This is a genomic window from Arthrobacter sp. P1_C12_2 (genome assembly GCF_056406415.1).
In genome coordinates this window covers 1-22,195 of record NZ_JBFUAF010000002.1, presented here as the reverse complement: position 1 = coordinate 22,195, position 22,195 = coordinate 1, and the positions used below count along the sequence as shown (strand labels likewise).

Annotated in this window: 19 protein-coding genes; 6 read left to right on the top strand and 13 right to left on the bottom strand. The window is 66.7% G+C overall.

Going from position 1 to position 22,195, the window contains the following annotated elements; genetic code table 11:
* Window positions 1–25: 25 nt before the first annotated feature.
* Complete coding sequence (locus tag AC1DZQ_RS02735) at window positions 26–562, top strand: N-acetyltransferase family protein (RefSeq protein WP_476962053.1); 537 nt, start codon at window positions 26–28, stop codon at window positions 560–562.
* Window positions 563–581: 19 nt separating this feature from the next.
* A complete protein-coding gene (locus AC1DZQ_RS02730) occupies window positions 582–1,940 on the top strand; it encodes an alpha/beta fold hydrolase (protein ID WP_476962402.1) in 1,359 nt (452 codons plus the stop codon).
* Between the two features lie 142 nt (window positions 1,941–2,082).
* Here the strand turns inward: AC1DZQ_RS02730 and AC1DZQ_RS02725 are convergent, their stop codons facing one another.
* The 3 genes from AC1DZQ_RS02725 to coaE all read right to left on the bottom strand — a co-directional run bounded on the left by AC1DZQ_RS02725 (window position 2,083) and on the right by coaE (window position 6,697).
* Complete coding sequence (locus AC1DZQ_RS02725) at window positions 2,083–3,111, bottom strand: TerC family protein (protein ID WP_476962052.1); 1,029 nt, start codon at window positions 3,109–3,111, stop codon at window positions 2,083–2,085.
* Window positions 3,112–3,273: 162 nt separating this feature from the next.
* Window positions 3,274–5,355 carry an excinuclease ABC subunit UvrB gene (gene uvrB, locus AC1DZQ_RS02720; protein WP_476962051.1) on the bottom strand — a complete coding sequence of 694 codons (2,082 nt, stop codon included), beginning with the start codon at window positions 5,353–5,355 and terminating at the stop codon, window positions 3,274–3,276.
* Between the two features lie 40 nt (window positions 5,356–5,395).
* Window positions 5,396–6,697: a dephospho-CoA kinase gene (gene coaE, locus AC1DZQ_RS02715; RefSeq protein WP_476962050.1), complete on the bottom strand. Its 1,302-nt coding sequence runs from the start codon at window positions 6,695–6,697 to the stop codon at window positions 5,396–5,398.
* A gap of 22 nt (window positions 6,698–6,719) precedes the next feature.
* On the opposite strand from coaE, the gene AC1DZQ_RS02710 reads away from it, so the two are divergent.
* Complete coding sequence (locus AC1DZQ_RS02710) at window positions 6,720–7,421, top strand: IMPACT family protein (protein WP_476962049.1); 702 nt, start codon at window positions 6,720–6,722, stop codon at window positions 7,419–7,421.
* Window positions 7,405–8,007: a GNAT family N-acetyltransferase gene (locus tag AC1DZQ_RS02705; RefSeq protein ID WP_476962048.1), complete on the top strand. Its 603-nt coding sequence runs from the start codon at window positions 7,405–7,407 to the stop codon at window positions 8,005–8,007. Before AC1DZQ_RS02710 ends, AC1DZQ_RS02705 begins: the two co-directional genes overlap by 17 nt.
* Before the next feature lie 379 nt (window positions 8,008–8,386).
* On the opposite strand, the gene AC1DZQ_RS02700 is transcribed toward AC1DZQ_RS02705, so the two are convergent.
* The 4 genes from AC1DZQ_RS02700 to polA form a co-directional block, all read right to left on the bottom strand.
* The gene (locus tag AC1DZQ_RS02700) at window positions 8,387–8,818 is read right to left on the bottom strand and encodes a VOC family protein (protein ID WP_476962047.1); all 432 of its coding nucleotides are present in this window, start codon (window positions 8,816–8,818) and stop codon (window positions 8,387–8,389) included.
* A 630-nt stretch (window positions 8,819–9,448) separates the two neighbouring features.
* On the bottom strand, window positions 9,449–10,924 hold the full coding sequence (gene rpsA, locus AC1DZQ_RS02695) for a 30S ribosomal protein S1 (protein ID WP_018773018.1): 1,476 nt from the start codon (window positions 10,922–10,924) through the stop codon (window positions 9,449–9,451).
* Between the two features lie 237 nt (window positions 10,925–11,161).
* Window positions 11,162–12,448 (bottom strand): GNAT family N-acetyltransferase, encoded by a 1,287-nt coding sequence (locus tag AC1DZQ_RS02690; RefSeq protein WP_476962046.1) that lies wholly within the window; start codon window positions 12,446–12,448, stop codon window positions 11,162–11,164.
* An 86-nt stretch (window positions 12,449–12,534) separates the two neighbouring features.
* Window positions 12,535–15,411 (bottom strand): DNA polymerase I, encoded by a 2,877-nt coding sequence (gene polA, locus AC1DZQ_RS02685; protein ID WP_476962045.1) that lies wholly within the window; start codon window positions 15,409–15,411, stop codon window positions 12,535–12,537.
* Between polA and AC1DZQ_RS02680 the strand changes: the two genes are divergently transcribed.
* Window positions 15,410–15,874, top strand: coding sequence for a hotdog fold thioesterase (locus tag AC1DZQ_RS02680; RefSeq protein ID WP_476962044.1), 465 nt, complete (start codon window positions 15,410–15,412; stop codon window positions 15,872–15,874). The two genes, polA and AC1DZQ_RS02680, sit on opposite strands and share 2 nt — an antisense overlap.
* Before the next feature lie 30 nt (window positions 15,875–15,904).
* On the opposite strand, the gene AC1DZQ_RS02675 is transcribed toward AC1DZQ_RS02680, so the two are convergent.
* The 6 genes from AC1DZQ_RS02675 to AC1DZQ_RS02650 all read right to left on the bottom strand — a co-directional run bounded on the left by AC1DZQ_RS02675 (window position 15,905) and on the right by AC1DZQ_RS02650 (window position 21,260).
* Entirely contained in the window at window positions 15,905–16,453 is a 549-nt protein-coding gene (locus tag AC1DZQ_RS02675) for a dihydrofolate reductase family protein (RefSeq protein ID WP_476962043.1), read from the bottom strand.
* A gap of 109 nt (window positions 16,454–16,562) precedes the next feature.
* Window positions 16,563–16,784, bottom strand: a complete 222-nt coding sequence (locus tag AC1DZQ_RS02670; RefSeq protein ID WP_476962042.1) for a hypothetical protein — start codon at window positions 16,782–16,784, stop codon at window positions 16,563–16,565.
* Window positions 16,781–17,986, bottom strand: coding sequence for an inorganic phosphate transporter (locus AC1DZQ_RS02665; protein WP_476962041.1), 1,206 nt, complete (start codon window positions 17,984–17,986; stop codon window positions 16,781–16,783). Before AC1DZQ_RS02665 ends, AC1DZQ_RS02670 begins: the two co-directional genes overlap by 4 nt.
* A gap of 262 nt (window positions 17,987–18,248) precedes the next feature.
* Window positions 18,249–18,935 carry a hypothetical protein gene (locus tag AC1DZQ_RS02660; protein ID WP_476962040.1) on the bottom strand — a complete coding sequence of 229 codons (687 nt, stop codon included), beginning with the start codon at window positions 18,933–18,935 and terminating at the stop codon, window positions 18,249–18,251.
* 105 nt (window positions 18,936–19,040) lie between these two features.
* On the bottom strand, window positions 19,041–19,910 hold the full coding sequence (locus AC1DZQ_RS02655; RefSeq protein WP_476962039.1) for a universal stress protein: 870 nt from the start codon (window positions 19,908–19,910) through the stop codon (window positions 19,041–19,043).
* Between the two features lie 33 nt (window positions 19,911–19,943).
* On the bottom strand, window positions 19,944–21,260 hold the full coding sequence (locus AC1DZQ_RS02650) for an erythromycin esterase family protein (protein ID WP_476962038.1): 1,317 nt from the start codon (window positions 21,258–21,260) through the stop codon (window positions 19,944–19,946).
* A 350-nt stretch (window positions 21,261–21,610) separates the two neighbouring features.
* Between AC1DZQ_RS02650 and AC1DZQ_RS02645 the strand changes: the two genes are divergently transcribed.
* On the top strand, window positions 21,611–22,195 hold a 585-nt coding region (locus AC1DZQ_RS02645; RefSeq protein ID WP_476962037.1), incomplete at its 3' end, for an AMP-binding protein.

Here is a 22,195-nt window from a genome sequence, read left to right as displayed (position 1 = left end):
GTCGCGCCGCGGGTAAACTCGAATAATGAGTGTAATCCGGCCTGCCACAGCACATGACGTCCCTGAGATCCTGCAGATGATCCACGACCTCGCCCTCTACGAGAAGGAACCGGACGCCGTCCGGAACACCCCCGAGATGCTCACCGAGGTCCTTTTCGGCGAGCATCCGAAGGTCTTCGCCACCATGGCGGAGAACGCGGCCGGCGAGGTCCGGGGTTTTGCCCTCTGGTTCCTGAACTACTCCACGTGGGAGGGCGTCCACGGGATCTACCTGGAGGACCTCTATGTCAGGCCGGAGGCCCGCGGCGAGGGCCACGGCAAGGCACTCCTGCAGCACCTGGCCGCGACCGCCGTCGACCGCGGCTACGCGCGCGTCGAGTGGAGTGTCCTGGACTGGAACGAGCCCTCCATCAACTTCTACAAGAAGCTTGGCGCCGCGCCGATGGAGGAATGGTCCACCTTCCGCCTCACCGGAGCGGCGCTGGCGGCTTTCGGCGGCCACGGCACAGTTTCCGGCGCGGAGTCCCCTGCCGGTGCCCGCGAGGCGGCCATCCGTGGCTGATCTTCCAATGACGGGGCTGATGGGAGCCTCCCTCCTGGAGCCTGCATCCAGCGTCCCGCGCAAAGTCCGGCACAGCGTCCGGGCACGCCACACTTACCGGGGAATGCGGACCGCGGAACACTACTTCCAGGTCCCCCTGGACCACTTCAGCGAGTCGGGGCGCCGGGGTGAGACCATCTCCGTGTTCGCCCGCGAGTACGTGTCCACCGAACACAGCGAGGAAGCGGCCGCCGAGCTTCCCTGGCTGCTCTTCCTGCAGGGCGGTCCCGGCGGCCGCGGTAACCGGTTCCCGTCCCTGGGCGGCTGGAGCAAGGCCGCCGCGAAGGACTTCCGGATCCTGATGCTGGACCAGCGCGGCACCGGACTGTCCTCGCCGGTCGACCGCAACACGCTGCCGCTGCGCGGCGCCGATGTGGAGCAGGCCCAGTACCTGACGCACTTCCGCGCCGACTCGATCGTCGCCGACGCCGAGGCCATCAGGGCTGCCCTGGGCTCCGCCCCATGGACCATCTACGGCCAGAGCTACGGCGGGTTCTGCGCGCTCAGCTACCTGTCCTTCGCCCCCGAGGGGCTGCGCGAGGTGCTCGTGACGGGCGGGCTGGCCCCGCTGGACGGCTCCGCGGACCGTGTGTACCGGGCGACGTTCCAGCGGGTCGCGGCCCGGAACGCCGAATACTTTGACTGGTACCCCGAGGACCGTGCCGCCATCACCCGGATCGCCAAGCACCTGCGCGACACGAAGGAGATCCTGCCCGACGGCGGCCGGCTCACGGTTGAACGGTTCCAGATGGTGGGCTCGTTCCTGGGCGGCAATACCCGCGTGGACGCGCTGCACCATCTGCTCGAGGACGCCTTCGTGGCCACACCCGGCGGCGACCGCCTCTCGGACGCGTTCCTGGAACAGCTCCGGGGCCTCGTTTCGCGGGCCGCGAACCCGTTGTACGCGTTGATGCACGAGTCCATTTACGGCCAGGCCGGGGCCACCAACTGGGCCGCGTGGCGCGTGCTGGAGGAATTCCCCGAGTTCCGTCCCGACGCCGGCGAACCGCTCCTGACCGGGGAAATGGTGTACCCCTGGTACTTCGAGCAGGACCCTGCCCTGCGCCCGCTGCAGGACGTGGCCCGGCTGCTGGCCGAAAAGGACGACTGGGCACCGCTCTACGATCCGGAGAGGCTGGCGCTGAACACCGTGCCCGTCGCCGCGGCCGTCTACACCGACGACATCTACGTGGACCGGGAGCTGTCCCTGGAAACAGCGGCCGCCGTCCGGGGACTGCAGGTGTGGGAGTCTGATGAATTCCACCATGACGGGATCGCGGACGACGGCGAGGCGATCTTCCGGCGCCTGCTGGGAATGGCCCGTCCCGCCCGCCGCTGACCTGGCGCTAACCAGGCCGCTGACCAGGCACGGGCGCAGTCGATGGCGCCCCTGCCAAACAGGTACGGCGCTGGACCGTGGAGGTCCAGCGCCGTACCTGTTTGCGCTGCCGGGCACCCGGCTGTTAATCGACGTGGCGGTGCTAGTCGACGTCGCTCAGGCTCTTGCGGGAGTCCTCTTCCAGCCGGGTGTCCAGCTTCGACTTGGACGCCTTGGAGCTGATCAGGCTGGCGATCACCGCGATAACGATGGTGCCGATGATCACCGCGAGGGAGACGTACGTCGGGATCTCCGGCGCCCATTCGATGTGCTGGCCGCCGTTGATGAAGGGCAGCTCGTTGACGTGCATGGCGTGCAGGACCAGCTTGACGCCAATGAACGCCAGGATCACGGACAGGGCGTGCTTGAGGTAAATGAGCCGGTTCATGAGTCCGCCGAGCAAGAAGTACAGCTGGCGCAGCCCCATGAGGGCGAAGATGTTCGCGGTGAAGACGATGAAGGCGCTCTGGGTGAGGCCGAAGATGGCCGGAATGGAGTCGACCGCGAAGAGCAGGTCCGTCATGCCGATGGTCACGAAGACGATCAGCATTGGGGTGAACACCTTCTTGCCGTCGACCACGGTGCGGAGCTTGCCGCCGTCGAACTTCTCGGACATCGGCAGGACCCGGCGGATCCGGGCGATCAGCGGGTTTTCCTTGTCTTCCTCGTCCTCGCCCTCGTCCTGGGCCTGCTTCCAGGCGGTCCAGAGCAGGAAGGCGCCGAAGATGTAGAAGACCCAGCTGAACTGCTCGATCACGATCGCGCCGAGCATGATGAAGATGCCGCGGAGAATGAGGGCAATGATGATGCCCACCATGAGCACTTCCTGCTGGTACTTTCGCGGTACCGAGAAGCGCGCCATGATGATGATGAAGACGAACAAGTTGTCGATGCTCAGGCTGTATTCGGTCACCCAGCCGGCGATGAACTGGCCGCCGAATTCCGGGCCGGTGAAGGCGAACATGGCGCCGGCGAAGACCAGGGCCAGGGCCACGTAGAACGCGACCCACAGTCCGGCTTCCTTCATGGAGGGCTCATGCGGGCGTTTGAGGACCATCAGCAGGTCGATGGCCAGAATGACGCCAAGGACGACAAACGAGCCGATCTCGAACCATAGGGGAAGGTCGGGCACGGGGAAATACCTTTCGTAGGGTACAGCTCAGCGGTGTAAGTCTCTCCGACCGCCGGCGCATGACATTGCCTGGCTGCCCGCTACGCCCGGCGCGGCGTCGTAGCCGTGCGTGTTGACGATCGTAGCGCTTGGGATACTCCCCTACGTTGGTCCGAGTTTACCCTAGGCGTGCCCCGCGGATTGCATTTGCCGCAGTTCCTTCTTCAGGTCCCCCACCTCGTCGCGGAGCCGGGCCGCGAGCTCGAACTGCAGCTCCCCGGCTGCGGCGTGCATCTGTTCGGTCAGCTGTTCGATCAAGCCGACGAGGTCCTCGGCCGGCGCTGCCGCGAGCCCGTCCGCACGGATGAGGGAGGCGCCCTTGCCCTTGCCGCGGTTCTTTCCGGCCGCGGCCAGCAGCTCGCGGGTGTCGGCGTCTTCCTTGGCCAGCTGGTCGGTGATGTCCGCGATCTTTTTCCGGAGCGGCTGGGGATCGATCCCCTTTTCCGTGTTGTAGGCAACCTGGATGGCGCGGCGGCGGTTCGTCTCGTCGATGGCATGGGCCATCGAGTCGGTGATCCGGTCCGCGTACATGTGCACCTGGCCGGACACGTTTCGGGCGGCACGCCCGATGGTCTGGATCAGGGACGTCGAGGAGCGCAGGAAGCCTTCCTTGTCCGCGTCCAGGATGCTGACCAGAGACACCTCCGGGAGGTCGAGGCCTTCACGAAGCAGGTTGATGCCGACGAGGACGTCGAAGACACCCATCCGCAGTTCGCGTAGGAGTTCCACGCGGCGGAGGGTGTCGACGTCCGAGTGCAGGTATTCCACCTTCACGCCATGGCCCAGCAGGTAGTCCGTCAGGTCCTCTGCCATCCGCTTGGTCAGGGTGGTGACCAGGACCCGCTCGTTCTTCGCGGTGCGGGTCCGGATTTCGCCCAGCAGGTCATCGATCTGCCCCTTCGTGGGCTTGACGACGACCTCGGGATCGATCAGGCCGGTGGGGCGGATGATCTGCTGGACGAAGCCGTCGGACTTGCCGAGCTCGTACTTGCCCGGGGTGGCGGAGAGGTAGACGGTCTGGCCCACGCGGTCCTGGAACTCGTCCCATTTGAGCGGGCGGTTGTCCATCGCCGAGGGCAGCCTGAAGCCGTGGTCCACGAGGTTCCGTTTGCGGGACATGTCGCCCTCGTACATGGCGCCGATCTGCGGCACGGTGACGTGGGATTCGTCGATCACCAGGAGGAAGTCGTCCGGGAAGTAGTCGATGAGGCAGTGCGGCGCGGTCCCGCGGCCCCGGCCGTCAATGTGCGAGGAATAGTTCTCGATGCCGTTGCAGAACCCCATCTGCTGCATCATTTCCAGGTCATAAGTGGTGCGCATCCGGAGGCGCTGGGCCTCCACCAGCTTGTTCTGGCTTTCCAGCACCGCGAGGCGTTCGGCCAGTTCGTCTTCGATGCGCTTGATCGCCCGGCCCATCCGCTCCGGACCGGCGACGTAGTGCGAGGCGGGGAAGACGTACATTTCGGTCTCGTCGCGGAGCACTTCGCCTGTCAACGGGTGCAGGGTCTGGATATTTTCGATCTCGTCCCCGAAGAATTCGATCCGGATCGCCAGTTCCTCGTACATCGGGATGATTTCCACGGTGTCCCCGCGCACCCGGAACGTGCCGCGGTGGAAGTCCATGTCGTTGCGGGTGTACTGCATGGAGACGAACTTCCGGAGCAGGTCGTCGCGGTTCATCTCAGCCCCCCTGCGGAGGGTCACCATGCCGGCGATGTATTCTTCCGGGGTGCCGAGGCCGTAGATGCAGGAAACGGTGGCCACCACGATCACGTCGCGGCGGGTCAGCAGCGCGTTGGTGGCGGAGTGGCGGAGCCGTTCGACTTCCTCGTTGACGGAGGAGTCCTTCTCGATGAAGGTGTCCGTCTGGGCGACGTAGGCCTCGGGCTGGTAGTAGTCGTAGTAGGACACGAAGTACTCCACCGCGTTGTTCGGCAGCAGTTCACGGAATTCGTTGGCCAGCTGCGCGGCGAGGGTCTTGTTCTGCACCATCACCAGGGTGGGACGCTGGACCTGCTCGATCAGCCAGGCCGTGGTCGCGCTCTTACCGGTACCGGTGGCACCGAGCAGCACGACGTCTTTTTCGCCGTTCTTGATGCGCTCGGTCAGGTCGGCGATGGCGGCCGGCTGGTCACCCGCCGGCTGGAACTCGCTGATGACCTCGAAGGGCGCCACGACACGGTTGATCTCCTGGGCAAGACTCATGTACCTAATCTACCGCCGGGCTGTGACAGGATGTCCTGATTCAGCTTTGGGCACTACCAGGGCCGACTCCGGCGCCGCTGACGGTGCCGTTGCCGGCGTCGTCCGCTCCGCCGTCGTCCGCCCTCTCATCGTCGGGGTACGACGGCGGCTGCCATCCCGTGCGCAGCACCCACGCTTCCATCCGGGGCCAGGCGTAGTCGGTGAACCAGCCCTCCTTGTCGGCCGCGTAGCCGGCGGTGGACTTGTCGACGTCGTGCAGCCCGGCGACCCGCTGCTTTTCGGCGACGTAGTCCGCCGGGGCCTCGGGATCGGCACGGAGCCAGTCGCGGAAGCACAAGGCATACCGCCAGCCCGGTGAACCGGCCGCACGCAGGTGAAGATTCACCGGCCGGCCGGGATCGGCGTTGCCGTGCAGCCGCTTGCCCCAGTCGGCGGGGTCCGGGTGGGAGGGCTTGGGATTGTCGGAAATAATGCCGGGCCAGCGCGGGAATCCCGCGTCGGCCAGCAGCGGCGTGATCCGGTCCGCGGCGTCGAGGTCGCGGACGCTCAGCTGGAGGTCGATCACATCTTTGGCGTCGAGGCCCGGGACGGACGTGGACCCGATGTGGTCCACAGCCAGGACATCCTGCGGAACCGCTGCCCGCAACCGGGCGATGAGCCGGGCGGCCTGCGCGGCCCAGCTGGGATCGGCAGGGGCAAGGACCGGCCCTTCGGTCCGCGGGGCAATCCTCTGCTCCTTGAGGTTAAGCGCGAACTGCGTCAGCCGTTCCTCCCACAGCGCGTCGACTGCGTGCCTGAGTTCGTCCGGGGTGCCAGAGTTATCCAGCACGACATCCGCCGCGGCCAGCCGGTCCTCGCGGCTCGCCTGGGCTCCCATCCGGGCGCGCGCCTCGTCGGCGGTCATGTTGCGGTGTTCTGCCATGCGCTGGACCCGGACGTCGTCCGGGGCATCCACCACGACCACCAGATGGAAGTTCTTCCCTTGTCCGGTTTCGACCAGCAGCGGGATGTCCTGGACCACGACGGCGCCGGCCGGGGCGGCGGCGACCATCGCCGCTGCGCGCTCCCGCACCAGGGGATGGATGATCCCGTTGAGCACGGCCAGGCGCTCCGGCTCGCCGAAGACCAGGGCGCCGAGCCGGGCCCGGTCCAGCCGGCCGTCCGGAGTCAGGATGGCAGCGCCGAACGCCTCGACCACACTGGCCAGCCCGGGCGTACCGGGCTCCACGACCTCTCGGGCCAGCGCGTCGGCGTCGACAAGCACTGCTCCGAGTTCACGCAGGCGCGCGGCAACCATGGACTTCCCCGAGGCGATTCCGCCGGTCAACCCGATCTTCAACACCTCACCAGACTAAACTGAACCGGTGGCAGATGCGGCGGAAACCCCCGAGAGCAGGACGGCCGTCTACACCACCCTTGCCGCCGGGCCCGAGTTTCGCCACGAAATCGAGGTCAAGCGGTCCCGGTTCATCACCGTCCTGGCCCGAACGGCGGACGAGGACGCCGCCCGGGCTGTCCTGGGCCGGCTGCGCAGGGAATTCCATGACGCCCGGCACCACTGTTTCGCCTTCGTGCTCGGCCCCGACCGGGACGTGCAGCGGTCCAACGACGACGGCGAGCCCTCCGGCACCGCCGGCATCCCCATGCTCGAGGCGCTGCTGAAGCGGGAGACCGCGCCCGGCGTCGCCGACCTCAGCGACGTGGCCGCCGTCGTCGTGCGCTATTTCGGCGGCATTCTGCTCGGTGCCGGCGGCCTGGTGCGGGCCTATTCCGAATCGGTGTCCGGGGCGCTGGAGCTCGCTCCCCTCGTACGGCGCCGCCGCCTGCGGATCTGCTCGGTGCCGGTGCAGCACGCCGTGGCCGGGCGGCTCGAGAACGATCTGCGCGCCGCGGGGTATGTCATGGCCGAAACCCGTTACGAGGCGCAGACTACTGTCCTGAGGCTGGCGCTGCCGGATGATCCGGAAGAACTGGCCCGGGCCGCGGACCGCGTGGCCGCCTTGTCAGCCGGCAGCGCATCGCTGTTGCCCGGAGAAACGGAGTGGATCGATGTCCCCATCAGCTGAGCCTGTGCCCGCGGTCGCGCTGCTTGATGTCAGCGAGGACGTTCTCGAACAGCTCCTGGAACTTGCGCTCCGGGACGCCGACGCCGACGAGGTCACCCCGCCGTTGGGCACGACCGCCGGCTGGAACACCGACCGGATCAGCTGGTTCCGCGAATTCCACCGTGCCTCCGCAGCGGGTCTGGACGGTCCCGCGGGGCAGAAGAGCTGGGCCATCAGCTGCGACGGGCAGCTGGCAGGGTCCGTCCGGCTCAAGCGGACGGACACGGAGCCGGCAGAGGCGGTTGACGGCGGGGCTGGAGGCGGGGCTGATGCGCTTGCTGGGGCTGGTGCTGGGGCTCGTGGCGGGGCGCTGGAAACCGGAATCTGGCTGGCCCGGAGCTTCCGCGGCCGTGGTGTGGGCCGCGAGGCGCTGCGGCTCGTAAAGGCTCGCGCCGCGTCGGCCGGGGCAGCCGTCCTGGTGGCCGAGACGACGGCCGGCAATGTGAGTGCCCTCGCATTGCTGAAATCCGCCGGCGCCGAGCTTGTGGCCGGTGCTGCCTCGGAGACGGAGACCGTGCCCGTCAAAGGCAACATCCCGCTGCACTGACGGCCCGGCATCCGCGTCCGGAATGACGACTGGACATGCCCCACCCTCGTCGCGAGAAATGTGCCCGCTCCCCCTATGCCCATCCCACGCGCCCACCACTGGACATGCCCGCCCGCAGCCAACCCCCAGATTCGGAACGAGAACTGGACATGCCCTCCGGTGGCCGCGAGCACTGCGCCCATTCCCCCCAATGCCCATCCCACGCACCCAGCAATGGACATGCCCGCCCGCAGCCAACCCCCGGATTCGGAACGCGAACTGGACATGCCCCTCGGTGGCCACGAGCACTGCGCCCATTCCCCCCTATGCCCATCCCACGCACCCAGCAATGGCATGCCCTCGGTCGAGCGAACCAAAGACGGTCCGCCTGAGCCAATTTCTAGTGGGCTATTTCCCAGATATGCCCGGCAGGGTCGCGGAAGCAGGCCGTGCGGATACCCCACGGCCGGTCCATTGGGCCGTTGAGCAGCTCGACGCCGCGGCCGGTCAACTCGGCGCACATGGAGTCGACGTCGTCCACTTCGATGGTGAACTGCATTCTGGCACCGGAATCTGCGCTGGCGACTGCGGCCGGTTGGATGAGCTCGGGAGCTTCGGAGACATTGAGCAGGTTGATCAACGTGTTCTCGAACTTGAAGACGGCTGAGACTTCGTCCTCGAAAATGAGAGGCAATCCGAAGACTGACTCGTAGAAACCCTTCGTCGCGGCCAGGTCTTCGACGAACAGGGTGACGGCATGGATGCCCCGCGGCCATGGACCCGCGGCCCTGACTGAGTCCTGCGGTTCAACTGCTTCTGAAGTATCAGCCATGGAAGTCCCTCGTCGTCAGCTGCGAATATCTCAACCCGCCGAGTTTGCACTCAGGGCCGGGCCGCCGTCAAGGAGCCCACCTCCCGGCCTGCCGCGGGGCCATGTCCGTGCCGCGGGGAGGAACAGCTTGGTACTCATAGGTCCACGGGACACCTCCAAGACTGGGCATGTCCCAAGGGCAGCCCGATCATTGGGCATGCCCGGAGACAGGACGTGGCGCGGGCATCCCACCACTGGGCATGTCCCGCGCCCGGAGCCAGGACTGGGCACAATCCACGCATGCCCACGGGAGGGCACCAGGAATGGGCATGTCCCCCGGGGAAGGATTTGAAAAATGGGCATGTCCCAAGGGCGGCCCGAACATTGAGCATGTCCGGAGGAAGCACGTGCCCCGGGCCTCCCAGCAATGGACATGTCCCGCGCCCGGGGCCAGGACTGGGCACAATCCGCACATGCCCACGGGAAAGCTCTAAGAATGAGCATGTCCTCCGGGGCACAAAGAAAAGTGGCCGCCCCCGAGGGGACGGCCACCTTTGCTGTGCATCTGAACTACCGCACAGTGACGGTGCGGTAGTTCAGGCTACAAACTGCCTGGCCCCAGGGAGCGGACTCCCTGAGGAACACGGGCAATTAGTTGCCGGTCAGCTTCTCGCGCAGAGCGGCAAGAGCCTCGTCCGAAGCAAGCGTGCCTGCACCGGTCTCGGCTGCAGCGGGCTCGGAGGAGTAGCTGGTGGTGCCGGAATCGCTCTCGCCGGACGTTGCAGCTGCAGCGTCGTCGGCAGCGTGCTGGGCAACCTGCTTCTTGTGTGCTTCCCAGCGGGTCTGGGCGTCAGCGTACTGCTGCTCCCAGGCTGCGCGCTGGTTCTCGTAGCCTTCAAGCCACTCGTTGGACTCCGGGTCGAAGCCCTCCGGGTACTTGTAGTTGCCCTCTTCGTCGTACTCAGCGGCCATGCCGTAGAGAGCCGGGTCGAATTCGGTGCTGTCGGCGTCGACGCCCTCGTTGGCCTGCTTGAGGGAGAGCGAGATGCGGCGGCGCTCGAGGTCGATGTCGATGACCTTGACGAACAGTTCGTCACCAACGGAGACGACCTGCTCGGCCAGCTCAACGTGGCGCACGGCGAGCTCGGAGATGTGGACCAGGCCTTCGATGCCGTCTTCAACGCGAACGAACGCGCCGAACGGAACCAGCTTGGTGACCTTACCCGGAACAACCTGGCCGAGGGCGTGGGTGCGGGCGAAGGTCTGCCACGGATCTTCCTGCGTAGCCTTGAGCGACAGGGAGACGCGCTCGCGATCCAGGTCGACCTCGAGAACCTCGACGGTGACTTCCTGGCCAACTTCGACAACCTCGGACGGGTGGTCGATGTGCTTCCAGGACAGCTCGGAAACGTGAACCAGGCCATCTACGCCGCCCAGGTCCACGAAGGCACCGAAGTTGACGATGGAGGAAACGACGCCGGGACGAACCTGGCCCTTTTCCAGCTTGTTGAGGAACGTGGATCGGACCTCGGACTGGGTCTGCTCGAGCCATGCACGGCGGGAAAGCACAACGTTGTTGCGGTTCTTGTCCAGCTCGATGATCTTGGCTTCGATCTGCTGACCGATGTACGGAGCGAGGTCGCGCACACGGCGCATCTCGACGAGGGATGCGGGCAGGAAGCCGCGCAGACCGATGTCGAGGATAAGACCACCCTTGACAACCTCGATGACGGTACCGGTGACAACACCGTCTTCTTCCTTGACCTTCTCGATGTCGCCCCAGGCACGCTCGTACTGAGCACGCTTCTTGGAGAGGATCAGGCGGCCTTCTTTGTCTTCCTTGGTGAGCACCAGGGCTTCGACCTGATCGCCAACGGAGACGACGTCTCCGGGGTCAACGTCGTGCTTGATGGAAAGCTCGCGGGAGGGAATGACACCTTCGGTCTTGTAACCGATGTCGAGCAGAACTTCGTCGCGGTCGACCTTGACGACGGTACCTTCGACGAGGTCTCCGTCGTTGAAGTACTTGATGGTGGCGTCGACAGCTGCGAGGAAGTCCTCAGCGGTACCGATGTCGTTAATGGCGACTACGGGGGTACCGGGCTTCTCGGTTGAGGTGATGGTCATGTAGTAGGGGCTCCGTTGTGGATAGTTAGTCGGTCAGGCAAACCGCTTCGCCGGCATTATGGAATGCAGGCCAAGAGCACGGCATCACAGCAAGCGATCCGCCGGGTCATCCTGATTTTGTGGATTGTAGATGCGCGCACGTAGTACGCGCCCGTTTAGTCTAGTCGTTTACGCGAACGCCGGTCAAAGCGCATGGGCCTTCCGCGTCGCCCGTCGCGCCGGAAGCGGGCCGGACGCCTAGAAGTGCGTGAGGCAGTGCGGTGAGCGTTCGACGGCGAACATGAGCCGCGCTGTCAGCGCCGCCCCGGCCGTGTGCTCGCTGATCCGGCCGGCAGCCTTCAGGGTCACGGGACAGACGGCCCCCAGGTAGATGGAACCAAGGTCCGCGACATCAAGCGAGAGGTCCGGTTCAGCCTCCGGAGCCGACGTCACCGTGGCCTCTCCCCCGCTGACCGTGAGGGCGAAGGTGCCGGCCGCGAAGCCGAGACCGTCCCTGATCGCGAGAATGAGTGTCCCGTCGGCCGAGTAGCGCCTGGCCCCCAGCACCCGGGCCGGGTCCAGGACGCGCAGCCACAGCATGTCCCGGTGGTCCGAGGCCTCGACGCAGCGGGGGTCCTCGAGCGCCCAGACCAGGGCGTCGTCCACCGGCGCTTCCTGCCAGCTGATCCGATCCACGAGGTCGATGCTGCCGAGGAACTGCCACAATTCCAGGTACGCGGCGTCAGTCGCGGCCACGAGGTCCACGATCTCCATGGTGTAGGGCTTGGTGTCCCACCCGGCGAACTTATAGGAGACGTACCCGTCCACGGTGCCGGCGGCGTCGTAGTGCAGGGCGCAGCGGATTGCCTCGTCCTCGCCGCCGTCACGGCCGAGCATGCCCGAGGACCGCAGCCGGTAGGCCTCCTGCCGCGAGATCGATCCAGGCATTGAACCGTGGACCCGTCCAAAAACTTCGGGGGCCAGTTCCAGCAGGACTTTGCGGTCGGCAATCTCCACCGATCCGACCGGCGCATGGCGCAGCCGGAAACGCGGCCCGGTGTCGACCTTGATGCTCCGCTCGAAGGTGGCCACACCGTAGCCGAACCGGCCATAGATCGAGGCCTCCGAGGCAGTGAGTGCCGCCAGCGCGACGCCGTCGGCCTTGGCCGCGGCGAGGTCCTCGGTCATCATCCGCCGGAGCAGTCCCTGCCGGCGGTGCGTCCCGCGCACCGTGACGGCCGTGACGAGCTGGGCTTCGAGCTGACGGCCGTAACCGATGTTCAGGTCCTTGCGCAGGGTGGCGAAAGTCGCCACCGGGACGTCGGCCGCCAGCGAGTGGGCCGCGACGCCGTCGGCCTGGTAGACGCCGGTGATCTCGCGGTTGTCCACGACATACATGGCCATGATCTTGTCCACGAGGTCGTCTTTGCGCGGCTCCTCATAGAAACCAATCCCGACCCCGCGCAGCCACGCGGTGCCCTGCGCGTAGTCCGCCGCGTCCTTCGCGACCGCGCGGAACCGCCTGAGCTCGTACTTTTCTGCCATGTGTTTCTCCCCCTGAGAATCTCGCGTCCCGGCAAGCGCCGGAACAAAAACCTGCCGAACAAAAACCTGCCGAAACCGGTAAAGCGTTAGTGCCCCGCCTCGTACCAGCTGGAGCCGATGCCGATCTGGACGTCCAGCGGAACGCTGAGGTCCGCGGCCGAGCCCATTTGCTCGGTCACAAGTTTCTCCACGGCCTCGCGCTCGCCCGTCGCGACTTCGAGGACAAGTTCATCATGGACCTGCAGCAGCATGCGCGATTTCAGGCCCTGTGCCGCCAGTTCCGCATGCACGCCCAGCATGGCGCGCTTGATGATGTCAGCCGCCGATCCCTGGATTGGAGAGTTCAGCGCGATGCGTTCCGCGTTTTCGCGCAGCTGACGGTCGGTGCTGGTCAGGTCCGGGAGATAGCGCCGGCGCCCCTCGATGGTGGCGGTGTAGCCGTCGATCCGGGCCTGGTCCACCACGCCGCGGAGGTAGTCGCGGACGGCGCCGAACCGGTCAAAGTAGTCCTTCATGAGGGTCCGCGCCTCATCAACGGAGATCTCCAGCTGTTTGGACAGACCGAATGATGTCAGCCCGTACGCGAGGCCATAGGACATCGCCTTGACCTTGGACCGCATGGCACTCGTCACCTGGTCAGTGGGCACATGGAAGATGTTCGAGCCCACAAACCGGTGGAGGTCTTCGCCGTCCTTGTAGGCCTGGATCAGGCCGGCGTCGCCCGAGAGGTGCGCCATGATCCGCATTTCGATCTGCGAGTAGTCCGCGGAGAGCAGGCACTCGTAGCCCTCGCTGACCACAAAGATGCCGCGGACGCGCCGGCCTTCCTCGCTGCGGATCGGGATGTTCTGGAGGTTGGGGTTGTTGGAGGAGATCCGGCCCGTGGCTGCGACGTTCTGCGCGTAGGTGGTGTGGATCCGGCCGTCTTCCGTGACGGACTTCTTCAGCGACTCCAGCATCTGGCGCAGCTTCGACGACTCGCGGTGCGCCATCAGCTGGACCAGGAATTCGTGCCCGGTCTTTTCCAGCAGGTTCTTGAGCGAGGCGGCGTCGGTGGTGTAGCCGGACTTGATTTTCTTGGTTTTCGGCAACTGAAGTTCGTCGAACAGCACGGTCTGGAGCTGCTTCGGCGAACCAAGGTTGACCTCGTGGCCGATCGCGGCGAACGCCAGCTCCTGGGCGTTGTCGATCACCTTGGCCAGGTCCGACACCTGCTCGTCCATGCGGGGCATGTCGATGGCGATTCCCGCGAGTTCCATATCGGCGAGCACCCGGCTGACGGGCAGTTCCAGCGTGGTGAGCAGGTCCTGGGCTTGTCGTTCCTTCAGTTCTGATTCGAAGAAGCGGCTCAAGGCCTGGACGACGGCGGCCACGTGCACCAGCGCGCCGGCAGCGGCGGCGTCGTCGCCGTCGAATGCCAGCTCCAGCTGGCCTGCCTTGGCGGCCTCGGTGGACACCGAGATGTTGAGGTGATGCTGCGCCAGCTCGGCGAGTTCATAGCTGCGGCGGTCCGGCTGGATCAGGTAGCCGGAGATGGAGGTGTCATCCACCACGCCCTCCAGTTCCAGTCCGCGGGCGGTCAGGGCCTTCAGGGCAGCCTTGAACCCGTGCACCACCTTGGGCGCCTGGGCGTCACGCAGCCACGCCGCCAGGACGTTTTCGGCGGCAGCGTCCTGGCTGGCCAGGTCGATGTAGACGGCGGCGCCGTCACGGACGATCGCCACCGCGGCGGCGTCCTCGCCGATCCGGCCGGGCACAAGGTCGACCGCCACAGCGGAGCGCTTACCGGCACCGGCGGCCAGGAAGGCGCCGAGCTCCGCTGCGTCCGCCGGGGTCACGAACTCCGGGGTTTCCAGGCTTTCCCGCTCGGCTTCGGCAACTTCGCTTCCGTAGAGAGCAAAGAGCCGGGTGCGGATGGTCTTGAATTCGAGGGTGTCGAACAGCTCCTCGAGGGCGGCCTGGTCCGGCCGTGGGTCCGCGAGCTCGTCCAGTGTCACGGGCAGGTCCAGATCGGTGTGCAGCCGGTTGAGCCGCCGGTTGCGCTTGACGTCGTCCACATATTCGCGGAGCGAGTCCCCCACCTTCCCGCCGATCGCGTCGAGGTTCTCCAGGACCCCCTCGAGACCGCCGTAAAGGTTGATCCATTTCGCTGCCGTCTTGGGCCCGACGCCGGGAACGCCGGGGAGGTTGTCCGCGGATTCCCCCACCAGGGCGGCGAGGTCCGAGTACTGGGCGGGGCTGACGAAATACTTCTCCTGGATGGCGTCCGCGTCCATGCGGGGAATATCGCTGACGCCCTTCTTGGGGTACAGGACAAATACGTTGTCCGTGATGAGCTGGAAGGCATCGCGGTCGCCTGAGACCAGAAGCACCTCGTAACCGGCCTTTTCCCCCATGGCGGCGAGAGTGGCCAGGATGTCGTCGGCTTCCCAGCCGGGCATTTTGATGGTCTTGATGCCCCAGGCGCCCATGACCTTGTCGATGAGGTCGATCTGGCCGCTCATTTCCCGCGGGGTCTCATTGCGTCCGCCCTTGTACTCGCTGTACTCGGCCTTACGGTGCGTCGTGTCGTCGGAGACGTCGAACGCCACCGCCACGTGGGTGGGCTTTTGCTCCTTGATCAGGTTGATCAGCATGGATGTGAAGCCGTGAACGGCGTTCGTGTGCTGGCCCGTGGCGGTGGAGAACTTGTCCGCGGGCAGGGCGAAGAACGCCCGGAACGCCATGGAGTGACCATCGAGCACGAGCAGCCGCGGCTGGTCCGTGATGGGAATCACGGGCGCCTCGGTGGCGGAAACCGACGCCGCGGCCCGGCTGGATTTTCCGGCGGGCTTGGCCGCAACCACTGAATCCGGTTCACTTGCCGGGAGAAGGTCTGCTGCAAGGTCTGCTGCAGTGTCTGCAGAAAGGGGGGCAAGGGCCGGTTTGGTAGTTTCGCTCACAGGTGCCAGCCTAGTTCCCATGATGGACAATTTCACGCCCGGCCCCTACGCGGCCGAGCTCGCGGCGGCCGGGGTTCCCGAGGAGATGCACGATTGGCTTGGCCAGTACGGCGTCGGAGCCCTGGTGGTGAAGATGGGGATCCGCTTCCTGGAGATGAGTCCGGGGCGCACCGTGGCCACCATGCCGGTGGAGGGGAACACCCAGGTGGCCGGCATCTTGCACGGCGGGGCGCACGTGGTCCTGGCCGAAACCCTGGGTTCTTTCGCCGCGGGCATGCACGCCGGTCCCAACCGGCAGGCGCTGGGGATCGAGGTCGGAGCGACGCACCACCGGGCGATCTCCGAGGGCACCGTCACCGGCACCTGCACGGCCATCCACCTCGGCCGGACACTCGCCACCCACGAGATCGTGATGACCGATGAGCACGGCCGGCGGCTCTCCACCGCCCGGATCACGAACCTCATCCGCGATATCGCGCGCTAGGCGACCGGCCGCCGGCGGCGCCGGAGCCGGCTACGTCCGGGCCGGGACACGGTACCGCAGCTCCACGATGCCCCGGCCCAAGGTGCGCGAGGAAGTCAACTCCAGCGGCGGCGTCGGGCCCGTCATGGGCAGCAACGGTTTGCCGCTGCCCAGGACCACGGGGATGACCGAGACAATCAGTTCGTCCAGCAGCCCGGCGTCCGCGAACTGCGCTGCGAGGACGCCGCCGCCCACAACCCAGATGTTCCGGCCGCCGGCCGCTTCCTTGAGGTCGTCCACAAACTCGCCGACGGCCCCGCGCACGAACGTCACATCGGCGCCCTTCGGGGCGGAGTGTTCGTGGCGGGTGAAGACCCAGCAGGGTGTGCCCGGATACGGCCACGCGTCCGGTTCATGCTCCCGAAGCCACGCGAAGGTCTCGCCGCCCATGACGATGCAGCCGACGTCGGACATGAACGCGTCGTAGCTGTCCTGACCGCCCTCAAATCCGTCGAACTGGAGCAGCCAGTCCAGATTGTCCCCGGCGGTGGCGATGAACCCGTCGAGTGAGGACGCCACGAAGTACTGGAAGCTCACCATGGCCCCAGCGTAGCCAATGCGGTGCCCGGTTCCCATCCCCCGGACGCCCTGCTGTGCGGACGCGCCGACGCACGGCCGTGCCCCGGCCTTACTGCGTGCGCAGGGCGGCTTACTTGTGGAAGTAGGGAATGATCAGGTAGAGCCCGAAGAGGACTGCAACGCCGCACACGGCGAAGCATGCGTAAGCGAGCGGCCGGGTCCATGACGCCGGCGAGTTCCGGATGTCGCCCGCGATGGCGGTGAGCCGGACACCCAGGGCGTAGAGGACGACGACGGTCACCGCGGACAGAAGCGTGGCTCCGGCCACGCTGAGCAGTTCCAACCACTTCATCGCTTTGCGTCCCCGTTCTTGATCGCCTTAGCGAGGGACTTCTTCTTACGGAATTGCACGGCCTGGCCGACTTCCTCGATCTGGACGGCATTGTGGTGGCCGACGTGGGATTTGCGCGAATGCACGAACATATAAGCCACGGCGGCGGTGCCGGCGACGGCCGCGATGATCACTCCAATGGGTCCGGTCTGCACGAGCATGGCAGTCAGTGCACCCACAATCCCGGCCGCGGGGAGTGTGAACAGCCAGCCGATCGCAATCCTCCCGGCGGTTCCCCACCGCACGGTGGTTCCGCGGCGTCCCATCCCGGAGCCGATGACTGAACCGGAGGCCACCTGCGTGGTGGAGAGGGCGAAGCCCAAGTGCGACGAGGCCAAGATGGCACTGGCGGTGCTGGACTCGGCGGCGAATCCCTGGGCCGGCTTCACCTCGGTGAGTCCGGAGCCCATGGTGCGGATGATCCGCCAGCCGCCGGCGTAGGTGCCGATCGCGATGGCGAGGGCACAGGCCGTGATGACCCACCACTCGGGGCCGGAGCCGGTAGCCTGATGGCCTGCCGAGATCAGGACCAGGGTGATGATGCCCATGGTCTTCTGGGCGTCGTTGGTGCCGTGGGCCAGCGCCACGAGGCTGGACGTGAAGATCTGGCCGGTCCGGAATCCGCCGCGCTTCTGCGTGAGCTTGTCCCCGGTTTCCGGGTCATGGCGGGCGGTCAGGGCGTACGCCAGGCGCGTGCACAAGTAGGCGACTCCACCGGCGATGATCGGGGCGAACACTGCGGGAAGAATGACCTTCTGCATGAGCGACTCGAAGTTGACCGAGTGGATGCCGATGCCGGCGATCGCCGCGCCAATCAGGCCGCCGAAGAGAGCATGCGAGGAACTGGACGGCAGGCCCTTGAGCCAGGTGATCATGTTCCAGAGGATGGCGCCCATCAGCCCGGCGAAGATGATGTCCGGCGTGATCTGGACACCGTCCGCGCCCTCCTTGATGATGCCGCCCGAAACGGTCTTGGCGACTTCCGTGGAAAGGAACGCTCCCACAAGGTTCAGCACCGCCGCCAGGGCAACTGCTGTTTTCGGTTTGATGGCGCCGGTCGCGATGGGCGTAGCCATGGCGTTCGCGGTGTCATGAAATCCGTTCGTGAAGTCGAAGAACAGCGCCAGCGATATCACTAGCGCCACCATTACGGTGATTTCCACCTGTTGCCCAATCTGAAGTGTCCATGGTCAGCCAGTTTCACGTCCCCTGTGCCGCAGGGCCTCCACGTTCATCCGGTGTCTGTCCCGATGAACTCGCGGTGGTCACTTACGCAGCTTGAAACCTTATCGATGGTACGTGGGAATGACGGCTGGGCAAAACGTGCCAGAAGTCCCTAAAATCGGGCCGCCGGTGCGGCCGGGGGCATTCACAGCGGCGGTGCGATGCCGGTCACAGCGGGCGTCGCGCCGGACGCGGCGCGGCTTAGACGGTCCGCCGGACGTCCGGCGCCGGACCGGCGTCGAGCATCGACGCGATCCTGTCCTCAAGTGCTGCGAGCGTCGCCTCCGGCAGCACGATGAGCCCGTCGAGTTCCCGGCGGGCGCGCCGGTAGGCCGTCTGGCGCTCGGCGGGAGTCGCGGCCGCGTCCGATGCGATCCGCAGGAGCTTCCGGGCAGTCTCCAGCCGCTGGCGTTCCGGCCCCGTGAACTTGCTGTCCCTGATCCGTTTGGCTTCCCGTTCGGCGACGTCGAATGCGAGTTCAAAACTGGTCACGGCCGCCCGGTACTCCGCAAGCCGGGCGGCGGTCCTGACCTCTGCGGGGGCGGCGGGGCGCAGCCCGTCGGCCTCGCGCTTGGCCCGGAGGAAAGCCACGGTGAGGGGCTCGCGGACATCCGTCATGACCGGATAGTCGATCAGCTTCCCCACGTCGAGTTCGTAGTCCAGCCAGCGCTTGTTGACGGTGTCGTGCGCCTTCATGAGTGCCAGCACGTCGGCCTGGCTCGCCTGCTCTGCCTGCGCCGCCTGGTTCTTGAGCGTGTAGAGCTCCACGCGGCGGCGGTGCCGGCGTTCAGCAGCTTTGGACCAGGACCGCGCCCACCCGCCGGCCAGTCCGCTGAGGGGAAAGACGAGCCACCAAAAGTGAGTGACGAAATTGAAGAAGGGGTCCACGGCATCATCCTCCCATCCGGCGGCGGCGGCGAAAAGCCCCCTCCCCGGGCGCGGGCTAACCGCCGGTCACGGGCCGGGCCGGGACAACGGATTCCCTGCCGGGCGTCAGTCCCCGTGCTTGACCCTGTGCACCCGCGTGACGATGGTGGGGCAAGGCACGCTCAGCAGGACAGCATGCGCCGTGGAGCCGAGCACCGTCCGGGAGAACGCGCCGCGTCCGCGGCTTCCGATCACCAGCAGCCTGGCTCCGGCGGCTATATCGACGAGTGCTTTCGCCGGTTCGGTGTTCGTTTCCAGACGCTGCTGAACTGTCAAGTCCGGATATGCCCCGCTGAGGCCGGCAACCGACTCGGCCAGCACGATCCGGTCCTTTTCGACCATACTCTCGGCAAGGCCGCTGGAGGGCCGCTGTTTCTCGACCCACCGGGCCGGGTTCTTGAAGGCGAGGACCACGGTGAGGTCATCGCCGCCCAGGTCGGCTTCCGCGGCCGCGAAGGCGACGGCCTGCAGCGACTCCTCGGAACCGTCCACGCCGACCACCACGCCCCGGTCCCCCGTTCCCCGTTTCACCGGTACGACGGCTACCGGGCATTCCGAGGCCGAGACAACTTGCAGGGCGCGGTCCGTCATGGGACCGCCGTCCAGCCAACGCTTGTCATGCCCGCCGACCACCAGGATGGCTGCCTGCTTGGATACCTCCCGCAGCACTGAGCCTCCGCTGCCATGACGGAGCTGGATGTCCACCGTGACGTCCGGGGCCTGCCCGCTGGCGTTCGCCTGGGCTTGCCGAAGCAGCTCCATCCCCGATTCCCGGATGATCTCGTGGTACTGGAAATCCGGTGACATCCACCGGTCGTCCACCGCGTGGACGATGATGACCGGGAGCTTGTCCCGGGCGGCCCGCTCAAGGGCCCAGCTCAATGCGGCGTCGCTGCCTGCGGACCCGTTGAAACCGACGATGATTGCTTTGCTCATCCTGATTCCCGCTTTCCTGGAATCCCCACCGGCCTAGAATCCGGTGGGCTCTGTCTCGAATTCCGGCTCCCGGGGCGGCCCCTCGTGGTGCACCGGGCGCAGCGCTGCCGTGTGTTCCAGCCAGATGAGGGCATCGTAGCGCTCCCCCATCCGGGTCGGAACGTAGTTTCCGGCGTCCCTTTCCGGGTGGTAGACGACGCCGATCGCCCGGTGCCCAAGCCGTGTCGAAAGCCACGGCCCGGTCCGGTCGTCGCCGAACTCCAGCACTGACGGCACGCCCAGGGCCTGATGCAGGAAGTCTTCGTGGCTGCCCGGACGTGCTTCCGGCACCGTAAGGATGCGTTCGGGGCGGCCCCACCCGTCGGAGGCGATCACGGAGCCGCGGTGGGCTGCGAAGCCGACCAACAGCACCCCTTCGACCGCGTGGCGTTCGCGCAGCAACTGCCCGACGTTGACCAGGCCGTCCTCCGCCATGTCGGTGGCCCGGGCATCCCCGATGTGCGTGTTGTGTTCCCAGATCAGGCCCTTCGACGCCGGTCCGAGGTGCCTGCTGACCCGGTCGATGGTGTCGGCCATATGGTGGTCGCGGACGTTCCAGGACTGCCGGTCGCCGCGGACCATGATGCGGTAGTAGTGCTCGGCGTTGGCCGCGACTTCAGCGTTCTGGACGGCGTCGAAGGCATCCTCCTCGTGGCGGCCGGGGCTGAAAGCCCGGTTCCTGACCTCGGTCAGGAGGGCCACGACGTCAGGCTCGCAGGACTGCGGCACCAGCCGCGTGCTCCAGGCGTACTGGTGCGGGTCCTCGTGATGGGGCACGAAACACTGCCAGGCACGCTCGGCCGCAGGCACGGCGTCCGGAACGTTCTCCTCCAGCCAGCCGATAATTTCGCGCAGCGAATCCCAGAGCGAGTAGACATCCAGTCCGTAGAACCCGACACGCTTGTCCAGCGGCCTGGCCAGGTTCCAGCTGCGCAGCCAGTCCAGGAACGCGGCAACTTCCTCGTTGGCCCACATCCAGGTCGGCCAGCGTTCGAAGCCGGCCAGCAGCGCGTGGACGCCCTTGTCCTTCCCCTCCTGGCCGCGGACCCAGCGGTTGATGCGCCAGCAGTCGGGCCAGTCCCCTTCCACCCCGATCCAGTTGTAGCCTTCCTCCGCGATGAGCCGCCTGCTGAGGGTGTCGCGCCAGGTGTAGAACTCGTGCGTGCCGTGCGAGGCCTCGCCGATGGCCACAAAACGGCAGTCGGCCGCGCGCCGCACGAGGCCGTTGAGGTCCCGATCGGTTTTCAGCGGCCGGGCGAGATCATGGATCTCCTTCAGCACGGTGGTCCGGGTGACGGCTACGGGGTTCATCGCGGATCCTCGATGTCGCTCGGCTGCTGGTGCTTCATGGCGCTCCCGTGGACCTCTAGATTGCGCGCGAACCTGTGAAGTGCGCGAACCTGTGACCTGAGCGGCCCAGCGAAGTGCACGGACCTGCGGTTCGCGGTGTACGCCCCAGCTTCCGCCCGGGCCCGCCGGGTGCCAAGGGCCAAAAGTCACCTCCGGGCCCGCGCTCCCCGCCGCCGTGGGCCCGCACCGGTTGCCGCCGTCGGCCCTACCGCGGCGCGCGTCCGTGCGGGGCCGCCCCGGTAGGATTTCCTGACGGGCCCCGCCGGGCCCGAGGCCGGCAGCCCGGCGCAGCCCAGTGGCAAGGACACACCATGAGCACCACATCCGCGGAGCCCCGGCGTCCCGACCGCCCCTGGACCCGCCACTACAGCCCCGGAGTTCCCGCCAGCCTCAAGCTCCCGGAAGGGTCCCTGGTCGATCTGATGGACGCGTCCGTCCGGCGCTATGGGAAGAAGACCGCGCTGGAATTCTTCGGGGCGCGCACCAGCTACCGCGAACTGGGCGCCGCCATCAACAAGGCGGCCGCGGGCCTGAGGAAGCTCGGCGTCCGGCCCGGTGACCGTGTGGCGCTGGTCCTGCCGAACTGCCCGCAACACATCATCGCGTTCCACGCGGCGCTGCGGCTGGGCGCCGTGGTCGTCGAACACAATCCCTTATATACAGACCGCGAGCTGCGCCACCAGTTCGAGGACCACGGCGCCACCGTCGCCGTCGTCTGGGACAAGGCCGTTGACAAGGTCCGTCAACTGCCGTCCGACGTCGGGCTGCAAAGCATCGTCTCCGTTGAACTGATTCCGGCGATGCCGCTGCTGCAGCGGCTGGCGCTGCGGCTCCCCGTGCCGGCGGCCCGGGCGGCCCGGGCCGCCCTGGCCGCCGGCAAGCGCGCGCCCCGGCCC

Bases quoted from the DNA above. Each gene is read 5' to 3' on its own strand.
- AC1DZQ_RS02735 (WP_476962053.1), top strand. From the start codon at position 26: ATGAGTGTAATCCGGCCTGCCACAGCACATGACGTCCCTGAGATCCTG.
- AC1DZQ_RS02730 (WP_476962402.1), top strand. From the start codon at position 582: ATGGGAGCCTCCCTCCTGGAGCCTGCATCCAGCGTCCCGCGCAAAGTC.
- uvrB (WP_476962051.1), bottom strand. From the start codon at position 5,355: ATGAGTCTTGCCCAGGAGATCAACCGTGTCGTGGCGCCCTTCGAGGTC.
- AC1DZQ_RS02705 (WP_476962048.1), top strand. From the start codon at position 7,405: ATGTCCCCATCAGCTGAGCCTGTGCCCGCGGTCGCGCTGCTTGATGTC.
- AC1DZQ_RS02700 (WP_476962047.1), bottom strand. From the start codon at position 8,818: ATGGCTGATACTTCAGAAGCAGTTGAACCGCAGGACTCAGTCAGGGCC.
- rpsA (WP_018773018.1), bottom strand. From the start codon at position 10,924: ATGACCATCACCTCAACCGAGAAGCCCGGTACCCCCGTAGTCGCCATT.
- AC1DZQ_RS02690 (WP_476962046.1), bottom strand. From the start codon at position 12,448: ATGGCAGAAAAGTACGAGCTCAGGCGGTTCCGCGCGGTCGCGAAGGAC.
- AC1DZQ_RS02680 (WP_476962044.1), top strand. From the start codon at position 15,410: ATGATGGACAATTTCACGCCCGGCCCCTACGCGGCCGAGCTCGCGGCG.
- polA (WP_476962045.1), bottom strand. From the start codon at position 15,411: ATGGGAACTAGGCTGGCACCTGTGAGCGAAACTACCAAACCGGCCCTT.
- AC1DZQ_RS02675 (WP_476962043.1), bottom strand. From the start codon at position 16,453: ATGGTGAGCTTCCAGTACTTCGTGGCGTCCTCACTCGACGGGTTCATC.
- AC1DZQ_RS02670 (WP_476962042.1), bottom strand. From the start codon at position 16,784: ATGAAGTGGTTGGAACTGCTCAGCGTGGCCGGAGCCACGCTTCTGTCC.
- AC1DZQ_RS02655 (WP_476962039.1), bottom strand. From the start codon at position 19,910: ATGAGCAAAGCAATCATCGTCGGTTTCAACGGGTCCGCAGGCAGCGAC.
- AC1DZQ_RS02650 (WP_476962038.1), bottom strand. From the start codon at position 21,260: ATGAACCCCGTAGCCGTCACCCGGACCACCGTGCTGAAGGAGATCCAT.